This window comes from Pseudomonas sp. LBUM1640 (assembly GCF_059716225.1).
Genome location: NZ_CP166816.1, coordinates 5952781 through 5968027 on the forward strand (window position 1 = coordinate 5952781; position 15247 = coordinate 5968027).

At 60.5% G+C, this 15247-nt stretch carries 10 protein-coding genes; 6 read left to right on the top strand and 4 right to left on the bottom strand.

The window, feature by feature from the left end:
* Positions 1-100 precede the first annotated feature (100 nt).
* On the bottom strand, positions 101-2539 hold the full coding sequence (locus tag ACA065_RS26445) for a Lon protease family protein (protein ID WP_497692161.1): 2439 nt from the start codon (positions 2537-2539) through the stop codon (positions 101-103).
* A 281-nt stretch (positions 2540-2820) separates the two neighbouring features.
* Between ACA065_RS26445 and ACA065_RS26450 the strand changes: the two genes are divergently transcribed.
* The 3 genes from ACA065_RS26450 (at position 2821) to ACA065_RS26460 (ending at position 5855) form a co-directional block, all read left to right on the top strand.
* A complete protein-coding gene (locus ACA065_RS26450; RefSeq protein WP_094952935.1) occupies positions 2821-3309 on the top strand; it encodes a DUF3015 domain-containing protein in 489 nt (162 codons plus the stop codon).
* Positions 3310-3399: 90 nt separating this feature from the next.
* The gene (locus tag ACA065_RS26455; protein WP_497692162.1) at positions 3400-5253 is read left to right on the top strand and encodes an Lnb N-terminal periplasmic domain-containing protein; all 1854 of its coding nucleotides are present in this window, start codon (positions 3400-3402) and stop codon (positions 5251-5253) included.
* Positions 5254-5549: 296 nt separating this feature from the next.
* Entirely contained in the window at positions 5550-5855 is a 306-nt protein-coding gene (locus ACA065_RS26460) for a chorismate mutase (protein ID WP_497692163.1), read from the top strand.
* 114 nt (positions 5856-5969) lie between these two features.
* On the opposite strand, the gene ACA065_RS26465 is transcribed toward ACA065_RS26460, so the two are convergent.
* A complete protein-coding gene (locus ACA065_RS26465; protein ID WP_497692164.1) occupies positions 5970-6260 on the bottom strand; it encodes a DUF3077 domain-containing protein in 291 nt (96 codons plus the stop codon).
* 555 nt (positions 6261-6815) lie between these two features.
* Here ACA065_RS26465 and ACA065_RS26470 point away from each other — a divergent pair.
* Positions 6816-7172, top strand: coding sequence for a hypothetical protein (locus tag ACA065_RS26470; protein ID WP_497692165.1), 357 nt, complete (start codon positions 6816-6818; stop codon positions 7170-7172).
* Positions 7173-7250: 78 nt separating this feature from the next.
* Positions 7251-7739 (top strand): GreA/GreB family elongation factor, encoded by a 489-nt coding sequence (locus tag ACA065_RS26475; RefSeq protein WP_497692166.1) that lies wholly within the window; start codon positions 7251-7253, stop codon positions 7737-7739.
* Here the strand turns inward: ACA065_RS26475 and gdhA are convergent.
* A complete protein-coding gene (gene gdhA / locus ACA065_RS26480; protein ID WP_497692167.1) occupies positions 7736-9073 on the bottom strand; it encodes an NADP-specific glutamate dehydrogenase in 1338 nt (445 codons plus the stop codon). The genes ACA065_RS26475 and gdhA overlap by 4 nt on opposite strands.
* Before the next feature lie 348 nt (positions 9074-9421).
* A complete protein-coding gene (gene ettA / locus ACA065_RS26485) occupies positions 9422-11086 on the bottom strand; it encodes an energy-dependent translational throttle protein EttA (protein WP_099584751.1) in 1665 nt (554 codons plus the stop codon).
* Positions 11087-11370: 284 nt separating this feature from the next.
* Between ettA and ACA065_RS26490 the strand changes: the two genes are divergently transcribed.
* On the top strand, positions 11371-15222 hold the full coding sequence (locus ACA065_RS26490) for a sensor domain-containing protein (protein WP_497692168.1): 3852 nt from the start codon (positions 11371-11373) through the stop codon (positions 15220-15222).
* Positions 15223-15247: the final 25 nt, after the last annotated feature.

The window sequence follows — 15247 nt, forward strand, 5'->3', positions numbered from 1 at the left end:
GGCTTGCTCGCGAATGCAATCTGTCAGACACATTGATACTGACTGATCCACCGCCTTCGCGAGCAAGCCCGCTCCCACATTAACCGCGTGCTGCCAACAATCAGGTGGGTTTGGCTTCAGCCAACGCCTGCTGCGCCAGCTCCTTCTCCGCTTCTTTCAAGTCGTCCTCACTGATCATCTCGGCAATCGCGCGCAAACGCTCGACCACGCGCGCATTCACGCTGCCTTCCGGGAATTGGCCTTCTTCGTCCGGCTCACCCGCAGGCTCACCCACCAACAAGCTCAACGCCTCATCCGCCTGACGCACGGCATAGATGTGGAACTGCCCGTCGCGCACGGCCTGCAGCACCTTCTCGTCGAGCATCAGCGTGGCGACGTTGGCCTGCGGAATGATCGCACCCTGCTCGCCGGTCAGCCCGCGAGCTTCGCAGAGGCGGAAGAAGCCTTCGATCTTCTCGTTGACCCCGCCCACCGCCTGCACTTCACCAAACTGGTTGATCGAGCCGGTGATGGCAAAGCACTGCTTGAGCGGCGTCTTCGACAAGGCCGAAATCAAGGTGCATGCCTCGCCCAGGGACGCACTGTCGCCGTCTACGTAACCGTAGGACTGCTCCAGCGCGATACTCGCCGAAATCGCCAGCGGGAATTCCTGGGCATACCGGCTGCCCAGGTAACCGGTGAGGATCATCACGCCCTTGGAGTGAATCGGCTGGCCGAGGTTAACCTCACGCTCGATGTCGACAATGCCGCTGCCGCCGGGGTACACCGTGGCGGAAATCCGCGCCGGCACGCCGAAGGCCGAATCGCCGACTTCCAGCACCGTCAGCCCGTTGCACTTGCCGACCGCTGCACCCGCGGTGTCGATCAGGATCACCCCGGCGAGCATGTCGTCGAGAATCCGCGCCGACACCCGCCCGGTACGCGTGGCCTTGGCCTTGAGCGCGCGTTCGATATGGCCGGCATCGGTCATTTCATCGCCCGCCAAATGGCGGATAAAATCCGCCTCGCTGACCAGCTGGAACAAGTCGCCAATGCGCGCCGACAAGCGCCCCTGGTGCTCCGCCAGGCGTGCGCTGTAAGTCGCCAAGCGCGCCACCGCGTCCGACGTCAGCGGCGCCATGCCTTCTTCGGAGGTACGGGTTTTGAGCAACTGGGCAAACTGCTCCAGGCTCTCGTCGACCATCGGGATGTCTTCGTCGAAGTCCACCAGCACGCGGAACATCTCCTGGAAGTCCGGATCGGCATCCTGCAGCGCGTAGTAGAGCTGGCGCGAACCGATGATGATCACCTTGACCTGCAACGGAATCATCTGCGGGTTGAGGGTCACGGTGGCCAGACGGCCCAGCTCGCCCAGCGGCGATTCCATCTTCAGCTTGCGCGACTGCAAGGAACGCTTGAGGGCGTCCCAGACGAAGGGCTCGCTGAGCATTTTTTCGGCTTCAAGAATCAGGAAACCGCCGTTGGCACGGTGCAACGCGCCCGGGCGCAACTGGCGATACGTGGTGTACAGCGCGCCCTGGTCGGTGCTGTATTCGATACGGCCGAACAGGTTGTCGTAGGTCGGGTGCGGCTCAAACACCACCGGCGCACCGCCGTTGACCGAGTGGCCCACCACCAGGCTCGGGCAGTATTGCTCTTCGAGCAGCTTGCGCGCCTGGGCGTCGGTCTTGGCGTCGTCGACAAACTGCTCGACCACGGATTTCAGCAAGTACACCTGCATGGCCTGCAGGTAGCCGCAGACAGCCGCGTTTTCCGCATACTTTTCCGACAGCGGTGCCAGCAAAGGCTGCAGGGCCAGGGTGATGGTTTCTTCGTTGAACTGGCGCAGTTGGTTGTTCGACTCGCGTTTCCACTGCGGCAGGCTGGCCAGCTCTTCGTTGAGGCGTTCTTCCAGCTCGGAAATATCCGTGTGGAAGCGCTCGCGATCAACCTCCGGCAGTTGCGAGAACTCCGCCTCGTCCAGCGCCTTGCCGTCGAGCATCGGCGTAAAAGCGATGTTGGTGCTGTCGCGGTACAGCGCCACGTCTTTTTCCAGGGCCAGGCGCTCGATCACGTCCAGAGCCTTGTCGTAGCGCTGGTTGAAGGCACGGTCGATGGCGCTTTTGCGTTGTTGATACGTCGGGTGTTCGAACACCGCCGGGAAGGTCGCGACCAAATTGTCGACCAAGCCGTTGATATCGGCGATGAACGCCGCTGCGCCGCCGCCCGGCAATTCCAGGGCGCGTGGCTCACGCGGCTCATCAAAATTATTCACATAAACCCAGTCCGCCGGGGTCTGCAGGCGTTTGCCCTCGGCTTTCAGGTAGCGTTTGACGAACGAAAAGCGGCCGGTTCCTGGCTCGCCCATGACAAACACGTTGTAACCGGGGCGTGGCATGGCCACGCCGAACTGCAAGGCTTCAACCGCACGTTCCTGGCCAAGCACACCGCGAAAGGGCTCCAAATCATTGGTGGTCGAGAAGCTGAACTGTTCAGCGGAGAAAGGGCGAGTCAGCGCTTCGGGCGCTAGACGCAAGCTGGCAGCAACAGGATCAGGCATCGGGCTTCCTTACATCAGGCGGGGCAGATGTCGGCATTCTGGCTCCCGGTTACGCGCTCTGGCAAGGCGCGACTTTGGGAAAGCATAGACACGGTATGCGTCTTACAAAATAATCGCGGCTGCTCTGCGCAAAAACCCTGATTGTTTTATAAAAAATCACGGAACCCCTGGAACGTGCCTAAACTCCAAACTGCGCGGGTTGGACTAATAACTGGCCCCTAGGGCGCTGCGACGCGCCTGAACCCTTGTCCATTGGTTTTGCACACAAAGAGAACAAAGCTATGAAACGGATCCTTCTTGGTACTCTCTTCACCGTCGTCTCCCTCAATGCAATGGCTGAAGCACCCGGTGGCCCGAACTGCGGTTGGGGCAACATGTTGTTCGAAGGCCAGCGCGGTACTCCAGCGCACTTCCTCGCTTCCACCACCAACGGCACCTCAGGTAACGCCACCTTCGGCATGACCTCGGGCACCAACGGCTGTAACACCAACAGCGCCCTGACCTACGGCGGCAAGTCCTGGATTGCCATGAATGGCATGATGAACGAGCTGTCCGAAGACATGGCCAAAGGCAACGGCGAAGCACTGACCACCTATGCCGTGGTTCTGGGCGTTGCACCCGAAGATCGCGAGCACTTCGCTGCCGTGACTCACGAGCACTTCCAGCAGATCTTCAGCAAAGCTGACGTGACCGCTGACGACGTGCACAACAACACCCTGGCTGTACTGAAAAGCGATACCCGCCTGGCGAAATACGCTACCCAGGCTTAAGCTCGACTCGCCCGCGCCTTTCGAGGCGCGGGTTTTATTTTGGACCCGCCTCCCCTTTGGGTCTCACTAATTCCGACTTAAGTTGCCCCTATGCTCAAACGCTTTGCCTGGTTGGCACTCTTCGCCTGCGCCCCGCTGTATGCGGCCCCGCACCTTGATGATCAACGTTTGCAGCAATTGGCCAACGACCCGTTCTGGCTGTCTTTGGGCCATTACGAAGCCGGCAAAATCAGTGGCTGGCGCAGTTATGTCAGCGACAAAAAGTTCTTCCTCGCCGCCGATGGTGCGCACCATCCGGACCAGGAACTGAAGGCAACCGTAGAGGCCCTGTATGCCCCGGCCAGCCTCGGCGAAAAGCACGTTCAATGCGTTTACCCCGCACGTACCCGCTGGCTCAAGGATCAGTTGCAACTGACCGACCTGCCCGCCCTGGACTGCAAAGAATTTACCCAATGGTTCAAGGATGTCGCCCCGCACAGCGCGGTGATGATCTTCCCTGCCGCCTACCTCAACAGCCCGTCGTCGATGTTCGGCCACACCCTGCTGCGTATCGACCAGGCTGACGTGCAGAGCAACAACACCGCCCTGCTCAGCTACGCGATCAACTTCGGCGCCTACATCGAAGGCTCCGACAACAGCATTCTCTACGCCTGGAAAGGCCTGATGGGCGGCTATCCCGGCCTGTTCGCGCTGGTGCCGTACCAGGAAAAACTCTCGGAGTACCGTAGCCTCGAGAACCGCGACCTGTGGGAATACCGCCTGAACCTGACCCAGGTCGAGACCGAGCGCATGGTCGAGCACGTGTGGGAGCTCAAGCAGATCCAGTTCGACTACTTCTTCTTCGACGAAAACTGCTCCTATCGCCTGCTGGAACTGCTGCAAGTGGCCCGCCCGAGCCTGCGCCTGACCGAGCAATTCCCGCTGACCGCCATCCCCACCGACACCGTCAAAGCAGTCAAAGAAGCGGGGTTGGTGGAGAAGATCGACTACCGCCCGTCGCGTGAGCGCGAACTGCTGGAACGCGCCAAGCCGCTGGATGGCGAGGAGCAACAGTGGGTGCTGAAAGTCAGCGATGACCAGAAGCAACTGCAGGAGCCTGCCTTCAAGGCCATCGCCAAAGACCGACAGGCCCTGATCATCGACGCCGCCTATCGCCTGGGCCGCTACCGCGCCAATGGCCTGGAACGCGACACCGAACGCTCGCAACGCAGCTTTGAACTGCTGCGCGCGATCAACCAAAACCCTGCGCCCGACCTGAAAATCGAACGCCCGGGCCTGCCCGAGAACGGCCATGAGTCGCGCACCTGGCAAGCCGGCATCGGCACCCGTGGCGACAAGGCCTTCGGCGAATACGGCCTGCGCATGGCCTACCACGACCTCAACGACAACGCCGAAGGCTTCCCGCTGGGCGCACAGATCGAAATCCTGCAGATGAAACTGCGCCAGTACGAAGGCAACCACTGGCAACTGCAGCAACTCGACTTGGCGACCATCCGCTCGCTGACCCCGCGCAATGCCCTGTTGCAGCCTTGGTCCTGGCAAGTGACCGGCGGCCTGGAACGCGTGCCGGGTAAACACGACGACGAAACCCTGGTCGCCCACGTCAACGGCGGCGCGGGTGGCACCTGGCAACTCACCGACGACATGCTCGGTTTCGCCCTCGGCACCGTACGCGTGGAACACAACAACGACTTCAGCGAAGCCATCTCCCCGGCTGCCGGCTTCAATACCGGCGTGTTATGGAAGAACCCGCTGGGCAATTTAAGCCTGGAGGCCAAGGGCGACTTCTTCACCAATGGCGAAGTGCGCCGTAGCATCAGCCTGAATCAGCAGTGGGAATTGTCGCGCAACCTCGGATTACGTTTGAGCGCCCAGCGCGAGTACAGCCACCTGTCGACGCCAGTCAATGAAGTGATGCTCGAAGTGAAGTGGTATCACTACTGACTAGAGCCTTACGAAGATCACAAAATGTGGGAGCGGGCTTGCTCGCGAAAGCGGTGTATCAGCAGCAGGTGTGCTGACTGACCCACCGCCATCGCAGGCAAGCCAGCTCCCACACTGGTTTGTGCCTGGCATTAATGCTGCGCCCGCCACCGTTCACATGTGGGAGCCGGGCTTGCCCGCGATAGCGGTTATTCAGGCAATACTGTACTGACTGACCCACTGCATTCGCGAGCAAGCCCGCTCCCACATTTGGCCCGCGTATATCCCGACACATCGCAATCAGGAGTTTCAGCAACATGGCCGTTAACTGCACCACCCTTGAAGAAGTCCGCGCAAACATCGACCGCCTCGACCAACAAATCGTCACCCTGCTGGCCGAACGCGGCCGCTACGTTTCCCAAGCTGCCGGCTTCAAAAAAGACACTGACGGGGTCAAGGCACCGCAACGGGTTGAACAGGTGATCGCCAAGGTACGAGGTTTAGCGGAGTCAGTGGGCGCCAACCCTGAGGTTACTGAGCAGGTGTATCGCGCGATGATTGCTGCGTTTATTGAGCAGGAATTGGCTGAGCATGCTTCGCTGACGAACCACCAGACGACATAACCCCTGTGGCGAGGGAGCTTGCTCCCGCTGGGGCGCGCAGCGGCCCCAAAAGAGTGGGACCGCTGCGCAGTCCAGCGGGAGCAAGCTCCCTCGCCACAAGGGCAGCGCCCGCTTTTAGGCTGCGGGTGTCATCGCTTGGGTCAGGTCGTCCACGACGGCCTTGCCCATCTCACACAGATAATGCGCGGCCCAGGCGTATTGTTCGCCGCGCACGTCCATGGCGGCTTCCATGGCGAGTTTCTTGGAGTAAAAAAGCAGGGTGGAGGCGTGTTCCAGGGCTTCGTCGATCGGCATGCCGGCATTGACGCGGAACAGCGGTTTTTGATTTTCGCCGTAGTCGCCGAAGGTGACGACGCCGAGGGTGGTGATTGAGGACAGGGGTGGATCGGGGACGACTTTAGACATGGTGTACCTCTAAGTGAAATAAAGGGCCACCACAGCACGTCGCTAAACATAAAGGGGTGGCAGCTGTACGCAGGTTAGCGAACCGGTCACCTAGACACCCGGTAGATCCGAAGATCTCCCGCGCACAGCCGCCATAACACGTTATCGACAGGTGTAAAAACCGCCTGCCAAGTGTGTAAAGAGGATGAGTCTCGATGGTTCGGGTCGCTAAACCCGGTCGCTGTTTTTACAGCGAAGCCAGGAGACTAGTGACCCAAACCCTAAGGCACAATAGGCAAAGGATTCTCTAGGAAACGTCCTGCAATTTAAAGAGAATCGTCGCTGATGGCCCTTTAATAGATCGTGCCCACGCTCCGCGTGGGCACGCATCCTGTGACGCTCCGCGTCACGACCTTAAAGCGGACGCAGAGCGTCCTTGGCTGCATTCCCACGCAGAGCGTGGGAACGAGCACTGGCCCTTTAACCCAACACCTTTCTCACCTCTCTTTCACGCCTCCCCGACAATTCCCTGACTAGACTTCCCCTATCAGCCGTGAAACGGCCAGGGAGTACGCCATGTGGCGGTCTGCGGTAATGCTGTGCGCTGTAGTGTGGCTGGTGGGTTGCCAGTCAACCCATCAGGATTTACTGGCCAAAGGTTATCCACCGGCCTTCGCCGATGGCTTTGATGACGGTTGCAGCAGCGGTCGTCAGGCTGCCGGTGTAATCAGCGGGGAGTTTCGCAAGAACGTGCCGCGTTATCTGAAAGACCGCGAGTATGCCGAAGGCTGGGAAGATGGCTTTCGCCAGTGTAAGGCGATGCGTGAAAACGAAGAGTTGCGCGACTACAAGGACAATCACTGGGACGACCGCGAACGCGCCTGGCAGCAGGAGAAAGACCGCGATGCCGCCAGGGCTTATCGCTCGCAATAGGTCGCTGATCGTTCCCCCGTTCTGCGTGGGAACGATCGCCCGGCTAACATGGCCCAAACTCCATTGAGGGAGAATGTCATGAGCCGAGCTTTTGTTAACGAGGACAACGCCGCCGCCCAGGCCGACCAACCGGTGGAGCGCCTGGTCAGTGAGCAACCCAACCGCCTGACAGCGCAAGGGTTGGCGCAATTGCAGGCCAAGGTCGCGCAGTTACAGCACGAATACAGCCTCGAGTCCGCCAAGGACGATAAACAGCGCCAGGCGGATCTTGAGCGCGATTTGCGCTACTTCAACCAGCGGGTGCAAAGCGCGCACGTGGTGGCGCCGGCGACTTCCACCGAAAAGGTGCAGATCGGCAGCTGGGTCACCTTTGCCAACGAGCAAGACGAACAGCAGCGCATTCAACTGGTCGGTGAAGACCAGGCCGATGCCCACGCCAACCTGATCAATTGGGGCTCGCCCCTGGGCCGTGCGTTGCTGGGCGCCGAGGTGGGCGACGAGGTGCTGTGGAAGCGCCCCGTCGGTGATCAACTGATCGAAGTGCTGCGCATCGAGCCCGAGGCTTAGACGATGCCTTGGGCCAGCATCGCGTCGGCGACTTTCACGAAGCCGGCGATGTTCGCGCCTTTCACGTAGTTGACCCGGCCGTTTTCTTCGCCGTAGTGCACGCAAGCATGGTGGATCGACTGCATGATGTTGTGCAATTTGCTGTCGACTTCGCCTGCGGTCCACAGCAGGCGCATGGCGTTTTGCGACATTTCCAGGCCGCTGACGGCTACACCGCCGGCGTTGGAGGCCTTGCCCGGCGCAAATAAGGCCCCCGCCTCGATAAAGATATCCACAGCCGCAAGCGTGGTCGGCATGTTGGCGCCTTCGGCGACGCAGATGCAGCCGTTGCGCAATAGGGTGCGCGCAGCCTCGGCGTCGAGCTCGTTCTGGGTCGCGCATGGCAGGGCGATGTCGCAGGCCAACTCCCAAGGGGTTTTGCCTTTGCGGAACTCCAGGCCAAAGCGTTCGGCCAGTTCGCTGATGCGCCCGCGCTGCACGTTCTTCAATTCCAACAGGGCCGACCATTGTTCTTCGGTCAAACCGCTTTCGGCGTACAAAGTGCCTTCGGAGTCGGACAGGGAAATCACCTTGCCGCCCAGGTCCATGACTTTGCGCGCCGCATACTGCGCGACGTTGCCGGAACCTGAGACTGCCACGCGTTTGCCTTCAACCCGCTGGCCGTCGCGTTTGAGCATGGCTTCGGCGAAGTACACGCAGCCGAAACCTGTGGCCTCGGGGCGGATCAGGCTGCCGCCGTAGGTCATGCCTTTGCCGGTCAGCACCGAGGTGAATTGATTGCTGAGGCGTTTGTACTGGCCAAACAGAAAGCCGATTTCGCGCGCGCCCACGCCGATATCGCCAGCCGGCACGTCCACGTCGGCGCCGATGTGGCGGTACAGCTCGCTCATGAACGCCTGGCAGAAGCGCATCACTTCGGCGTCGCTCTTGCCCTTGGGGTCGAAGTCCGAGCCGCCTTTGCCGCCGCCCATGGGCAGCGAGGTCAGCGAATTCTTGAAGGTCTGTTCGAAGGCGAGGAATTTGAGCACGCCCAGGTTTACCGACGGGTGGAAGCGCAGGCCGCCTTTGTAGGGGCCGATGGCGCTGTTCATCTGGATGCGGAAGCCGCGATTGACCTGAACCTTGCCGTGATCATCCACCCACGACACCCGGAAGGTAATCGCGCGTTCCGGCTCGCAGATGCGCTCCAGGATGCCCGAGGTCAGGTAGTGGGGGTTGGCTTCTAGAAACGGCCACAAGCTGCGCAGCACTTCTTCTACGGCTTGGTGAAATTCCGGCTGGTCGGGGTCGCGTTTCTTGAGGCGGGAAAGGAAGGATTCGACAGATTCGATCATGGAAACGTCTCGGCAAATTGATTGTTTTTAAAGGAGATTGAGCCGGACCTTAGCAATTCAAGTCGCACCTGAAAAGCGCAAAATGTCGCCTTTGTGAATTTAAATGGTGCTTTATATATAAATTACTGCGATTTTTTGCACCAATAAGGGGATTTCAAATCAGTAAATGCACCAGCAGTTAAATCGCTATCGCAGGCAAGCCAGCTCCCACATTTGATCGGGTTCCCAATTTGAAATGTGGTCAAAGGTGGGAGCTGGCTTGCCTGCGATGCAGACGCCGCGGTCTTCCTGAATAACGCGCAAAAAAAACGGAGCCCGAAGGCTCCGCTTTTTTGCAACCCACCCAAATCAGGCCAGTTTTTTGTGCCGTACACGGTGCGGCTGGGCAGCTGCGTCGCCCAAGCGCTTTTTACGGTCCGCTTCGTATTCGGTGTAGTTACCTTCGAAGAACACCGCTTGGGAGTCGTCTTCGTACGCCAGGATGTGGGTCGCGACGCGGTCAAGGAACCACCGATCGTGAGAGATCACAATGGCGGCGCCCGGGAAGTCCAGCAGGGCTTCTTCCAGGGAGCGCAGGGTTTCAACGTCGAGGTCGTTGGACGGTTCGTCGAGCAGCAACACGTTGCCGCCTTCTTTCAGGGTCAGGGCCAGGTGCAAGCGACCGCGCTCACCACCGGACAGGTCCTTGACGAACTTCTGCTGGTCGCCGCCCTTGAAGTTGAAACGACCGACGTAGGTGCGCGACGGGATTTCATAGTTGCCGATACGGATCTGGTCGGAACCGTCGGAAATCTGCTGGAACACAGTCTTGCTGCCATCGAGGTCGTCGCGGCTCTGGTCGACACAGGCCAGCTGCACGGTTTCGCCGACTTCGATGGTGCCCGAATCCGGTGTTTCCTTGCCCATCAGCATCCGGAACAGTGTGGATTTACCCGCACCGTTACCACCAATAACGCCGACGATTGCGCCTTTTGGCATGGAGAACGACAGGTTGTCGATCAGCACGCGGTCGCCATAACCTTTGGAAACGTTTTTGAACTCGATGACCTTGTCACCCAGGCGTGGACCGGCCGGGATGTAGATCTCGTTGGTTTCGCTGCGTTTCTGGAATTCCTGCGACTGCATTTCTTCAAAGCGTTGCAGACGTGCCTTGGATTTGGACTGGCGGGCCTTGGCGCCTTTGCGCACCCACTCCAGTTCTTCCTTCATGGCTTTTTCGTGAGCCGATTGCTGCTTGGATTCTGCCGCCAGACGGTCGGACTTGGCTTCCAGCCAACCGGAGTAGTTGCCCTCGTAAGGGATACCGGCGCCACGGTCGAGCTCAAGGATCCAGCCGGCCACGTTGTCCAGGAAGTACCGGTCGTGCGTGATCGCAACCACGGTGCCCGGGAAATCGTGAAGGAAGTGTTCCAGCCAGGCGACGGAATCGGCGTCCAAGTGGTTGGTCGGTTCGTCGAGCAGCAGCATGTCGGGGGCCGACAGCAGCAGGCGGCACAGGGCCACACGACGCTTTTCACCACCGGAGAGGAATTCGACCTTGGCGTCCCACGCCGGCAGGCGCAGCGCATCGGCGGCGACTTCCAGCTGACGCTCCAGGTTGTGACCGTCGCCGGCCTGCAGAATCGCTTCGAGCTTGGCCTGTTCGGCAGCCAGCTTGTCGAAGTCGGCATCTTCTTCGGCGTAGGCGGCGTAGACCTCGTCCAGGCGAGCCTGAGCGTTCTTGATCACGGCCACGGCCTCTTCGACCACTTCACGCACGGTCTTGGTCGGATCCAGGATCGGCTCTTGCGGCAGGTAACCGATGTTCAGTTCCGGCATCGGGCGGGCTTCGCCTTCGAACTCGGTATCGACGCCGGCCATGATTTTCAGCAGCGTGGACTTACCCGAACCGTTAAGGCCGAGCACGCCGATCTTGGCGCCTGGAAAGAAGGACAGCGAAATGTTTTTCAGGATTTCCCGCTTCGGCGGAACAACTTTTCCCAGCCGATGCATGGTGAAGACGTATTGAGCCATGGTGAACCTAGCGTCAGTGACTGATGAATTGAGCGGGCGAAGCCCGTGCAGGCCATGCGCCGCGCGGGCCGTTGACGGTGGTCAATGCCTTCGTGCGCAAAAAGCCTGAATGTCTGGGGCTGGAACGCCCCCGCGTAACCGGCAAAGCTACCTGAATGCGCTTGGTCAGTCCAGCCAGGCGGGGCTGGCACTTTGCCACAACTCAAGGCATGCTAGCCGCCCTCCGGGCGTCCGGCTTATAGTGCACGTCGCGCGCCAATCCAGCCAAACCGCAGGATCACAGCTTGTCCAAAGTCACGCCGCCCACTCCCCTGCGCGCCGCTCATATAGCGCCGGGAGCGCCCCTGCACGGCACCCTCAAAGGCGCATTGGCGACGCTTGTCCTGATGCTGCTCGCGTTATTGTTCTGGCAACTGCTGGACCAACTGCAGCAGAACCAGAAAAACCAGCAGCAATACACCATCGATTACAGCGCCGACCTGTCTGAACAGATCAGCCTGAACATGGCCCTGAGCGCAAAAATCGCCCTGAACCTGCTGCCGATGGTCGAGCCGCCGCGCAACGACGAACAGCAACAGGCCTTGATGCGCACCTTGCAGCGCTCGCTGCCGGAGTTGCGCAGTGTCGCCCTGCTCGCCCCCAGCGGCGCGATGATCAACGACAGCGCCAAAGACAGCCAGGACAGCGCCTGGCTTGAAGAGCTGGTGCAACGCAGCCACTCGCAGCCTTATTACCTGAGCAACAACCCCGACGGCACCCTCATTTACCTGCTGCTGCACCAGCCCAGCGGCGGCTCAAGAATGTACTGGGCGCTGCGCCTGGCGCCCAATTACCTGAGCAACCTGACCCGCCAGGACGTCCAGGGCCAACGCCCGATGTGGGCCATCGAAAACCGCCTGAACCACCGCGTGGTCAGCCGTGACAGCGGCATGCCGGCGCAGTGGGCCTCGGCGCTCACGCCGGATGAATTGAATAAAAGCGTGCTGGTCACGCCCCTGAGCAAAAGCGACTGGCAACTGCGCGGGCTGTTTGACCGCAGCGCCGTGCTGGAGCAACTGCTGCCGGCGTTTATCGGCAAATGCTTGTTGGGCCTGGCCTTCTCGCTGATCCCGGTGATCGTGCTGCTGAACATGCGCCGTCGCCAGCGCCAGGTGCATGAAGGCCGCAGGCGCTATCAGGACATTTTCGAAGGCACCGGCGTGGCGCTTTGCGTGCTCGATCTGTCGGGGTTGAAGGCGTTTTTCGACAAGGCCCACCTGCAAACCCGCGAGCAATTGCAGGCCTGGCTGCACAACAATGCCCAAGAGCGCCAGCAACTGCTCAAGGAGTTGCGCGTCACCGAGGTCAACCAGGTGGCTGTGCGCCTGTTGAACGTCAGCTCTTGCGAGCAAGCCTGGGAGCGCCTGATCGATGACTGCCCGCGCAACGCCACGGCCATCGGCTACCAAGTATTGGAAGCCGTACTGACCCAGCAAAAACAGCTGGAGCTGGAAATCCAGCTCAACGACGTCGTCGGCAACGACCAATACCTGTGGCTGGTGATGCGCCTGCCCGAGCAGCAGGACGACTTCAAGGCGGTGATTCTCAGCATCAGCGACATCACCAGCCGCAAGCTGATCGAGTTGTCGCTGGTGGAGCGTGAAAGTTTCTGGTCGGACGTGGTGCGCACCGTGCCGGATCACCTGTATGTGCAAGACGTGATCAGCCAACGGATGATTTTCAGCAACCACCATTTGGGTCACACACTCGGCTACAACCGCGCCGAATTGCAGCAAATGGGCGAGTACTTCTGGGAAATCCTGCTGCACCCCGACGACGCCGAGTATTACCACGACTTGCGCCAGCAGCAGCGTGAAGTCGGCTACACCACCCAACTGCACTGCCAACTGCGCTTTCGCCATCGCAATAACCAGTGGCGATGCTTCGATATCCGCGAACAGGCCCTGGCCCGCGATAAAGCTGCAGCGGTTACGCGGATCATCGGCGTGGCCAAAGACATCACCGACCAGATCGAAGCCAGCGAATCCCTGCGCGACAGCGAGCAGCGCTACCGCATGCTGGCCGAAAGCATCAGCGACGTGATCTGCTCCACCGACAGTCAGCTGGCCCTCAACTACATCAGCCCATCGGTCAACGCGGTGTTGGGTTATGACGTGGATTGGGTGTTCAAGAACGGCTGGCAGTCGATCATCGCCAACCCGCAACAGTTGACCGGTATTTACAGCCTGGTTGAACAGGTCAGCCGCTCGCTGGGCGACACGACCGCACTGAATAAGCTGCGCGATGACGTGCAGACCCAGCTGTTTTTGTTCGATTGCCTGCGCGCCGATGGCCGCAAGGTGCCGATTGAACTGCGCCTGGTGCTGGTGTGGGACGAACACGGCGCGTTTGAAGGCATCCTCGGCGTGGGCCGCGATATCAGCCAGCAACGCCGCGCCGAGAAAGACCTGCGCATGGCGGCCACAGTATTCGAACACTCCACCTCGGCGATCCTGATCACCGACCCGGCGGGTTACATCGTGCAAGCCAACGAGGCGTTCAGCCGCGTCAGCGGCTATGCCGTGGCGGATGTGCTCGACCAGTTGCCGAATATGCTCACCGTCGACGAACAGCAGGAAGCCCACCTGCGTTATGTGCTCAAGCAACTGCACCAGCACAGCACGTGGGAAGGCGAAGTGTGGCTCAAGCGCCGTAACGGCGAGCACTACCCGGCGTGGGTCGGCATTACCGCCGTGTTCGACGATGAAGGCGACCTGGCCAGCTACGTGTGTTTCTTCAGTGACATCAGTGAGCGCAAGGCCAGCGAACAGCGCATCCACCGCCTGGCCTACTACGACGCCCTGACCCACCTGCCCAACCGCACGCTGTTTCAGGACCGCCTGCACACCGCGCTGCAATCGGCCGAGCGGCAGAAGTCGTGGGTGGTGCTGATGTTCCTCGACCTCGACCGCTTCAAGCCGATCAACGATTCCCTGGGCCACGCCGCCGGCGACCGCATGCTCAAGGAAATGGCCACGCGCCTGCTGGGCTGCGTGGCCGAAGACGACACCGTGGCACGCATGGGCGGCGACGAGTTCACCTTGCTCCTGCAACCGCGGGCCAGCCGTGAAATGGCGTTGAACCGCGCCATCACCGTGGCCGAGCAAATCCTGGCGAGCCTGGTGAGGCCGTTTGTACTCGAGGGCCGCGAATTCTTCGTGACCGCCAGTATCGGCATCGCCTTGAGCCCGCAGGACGGCAACGAGCTGAGCCAGCTGATGAAAAACGCCGACACCGCGATGTACCACGCCAAGGAACGTGGCAAGAACAACTTCCAGTTCTACCAGGCCGACATGAACGCCAGTGCGCTGGAACGCCTGGAACTGGAAAGCGACCTGCGCCACGCCTTGGAGCAGAACGAGTTTGTGCTGTATTACCAGCCGCAGTTCAGCGGCGATGGCAAACGTTTGACCGGCGCCGAAGCCCTGCTGCGCTGGCGCCACCCGCGTCGCGGGCTGGTGCCGCCGGGTGACTTTATTCCGGTACTGGAAGAGTTGGGGCTGGTGGTGGACGTGGGCGACTGGGTGCTCAGCGAAGCTTGCCGCCAGCTCAAGACCTGGCACCAGAACAAGGTGCGGGTGCCGAAAGTCTCGGTGAACATCTCGGCGCGCCAATTCTCGGACGGCCAACTGGGCGAGCGTATCGCCGCCATCCTCCGGGACACCGGCCTGCCGCCCGCGTGCCTGGAGCTGGAGCTGACCGAAAGTATCCTGATGCGTGAAGTCAACGAGGCCATGCAGATCCTCGCCAGCCTGAAAAACCTCGGGCTGAGCATTGCGGTGGACGACTTCGGCACGGGCTATTCGTCGCTGAACTACCTCAAGCAGTTCCCTATCGACGTGTTGAAGATCGACCGCACGTTTGTCGACGGTTTGCCGTCCGGCGAGCAGGACGCGCAAATCGCCCGCGCCATTATTGCCATGGCCCACAGCCTGAACCTGGCGGTGATCGCCGAGGGTGTGGAAACCCATGAGCAGTTGGATTTCCTGCGTGAGCATGGCTGCGATGAGGTGCAGGGCTATCTGTTTGGGCGGCCGATGCCGGCGAATCAGTTTGAGGCGCAGTTCAGCAATGATGCGCTGTTCATGTTCGACTGAGGTTTTGCAGCGCTTTGGATGGCCT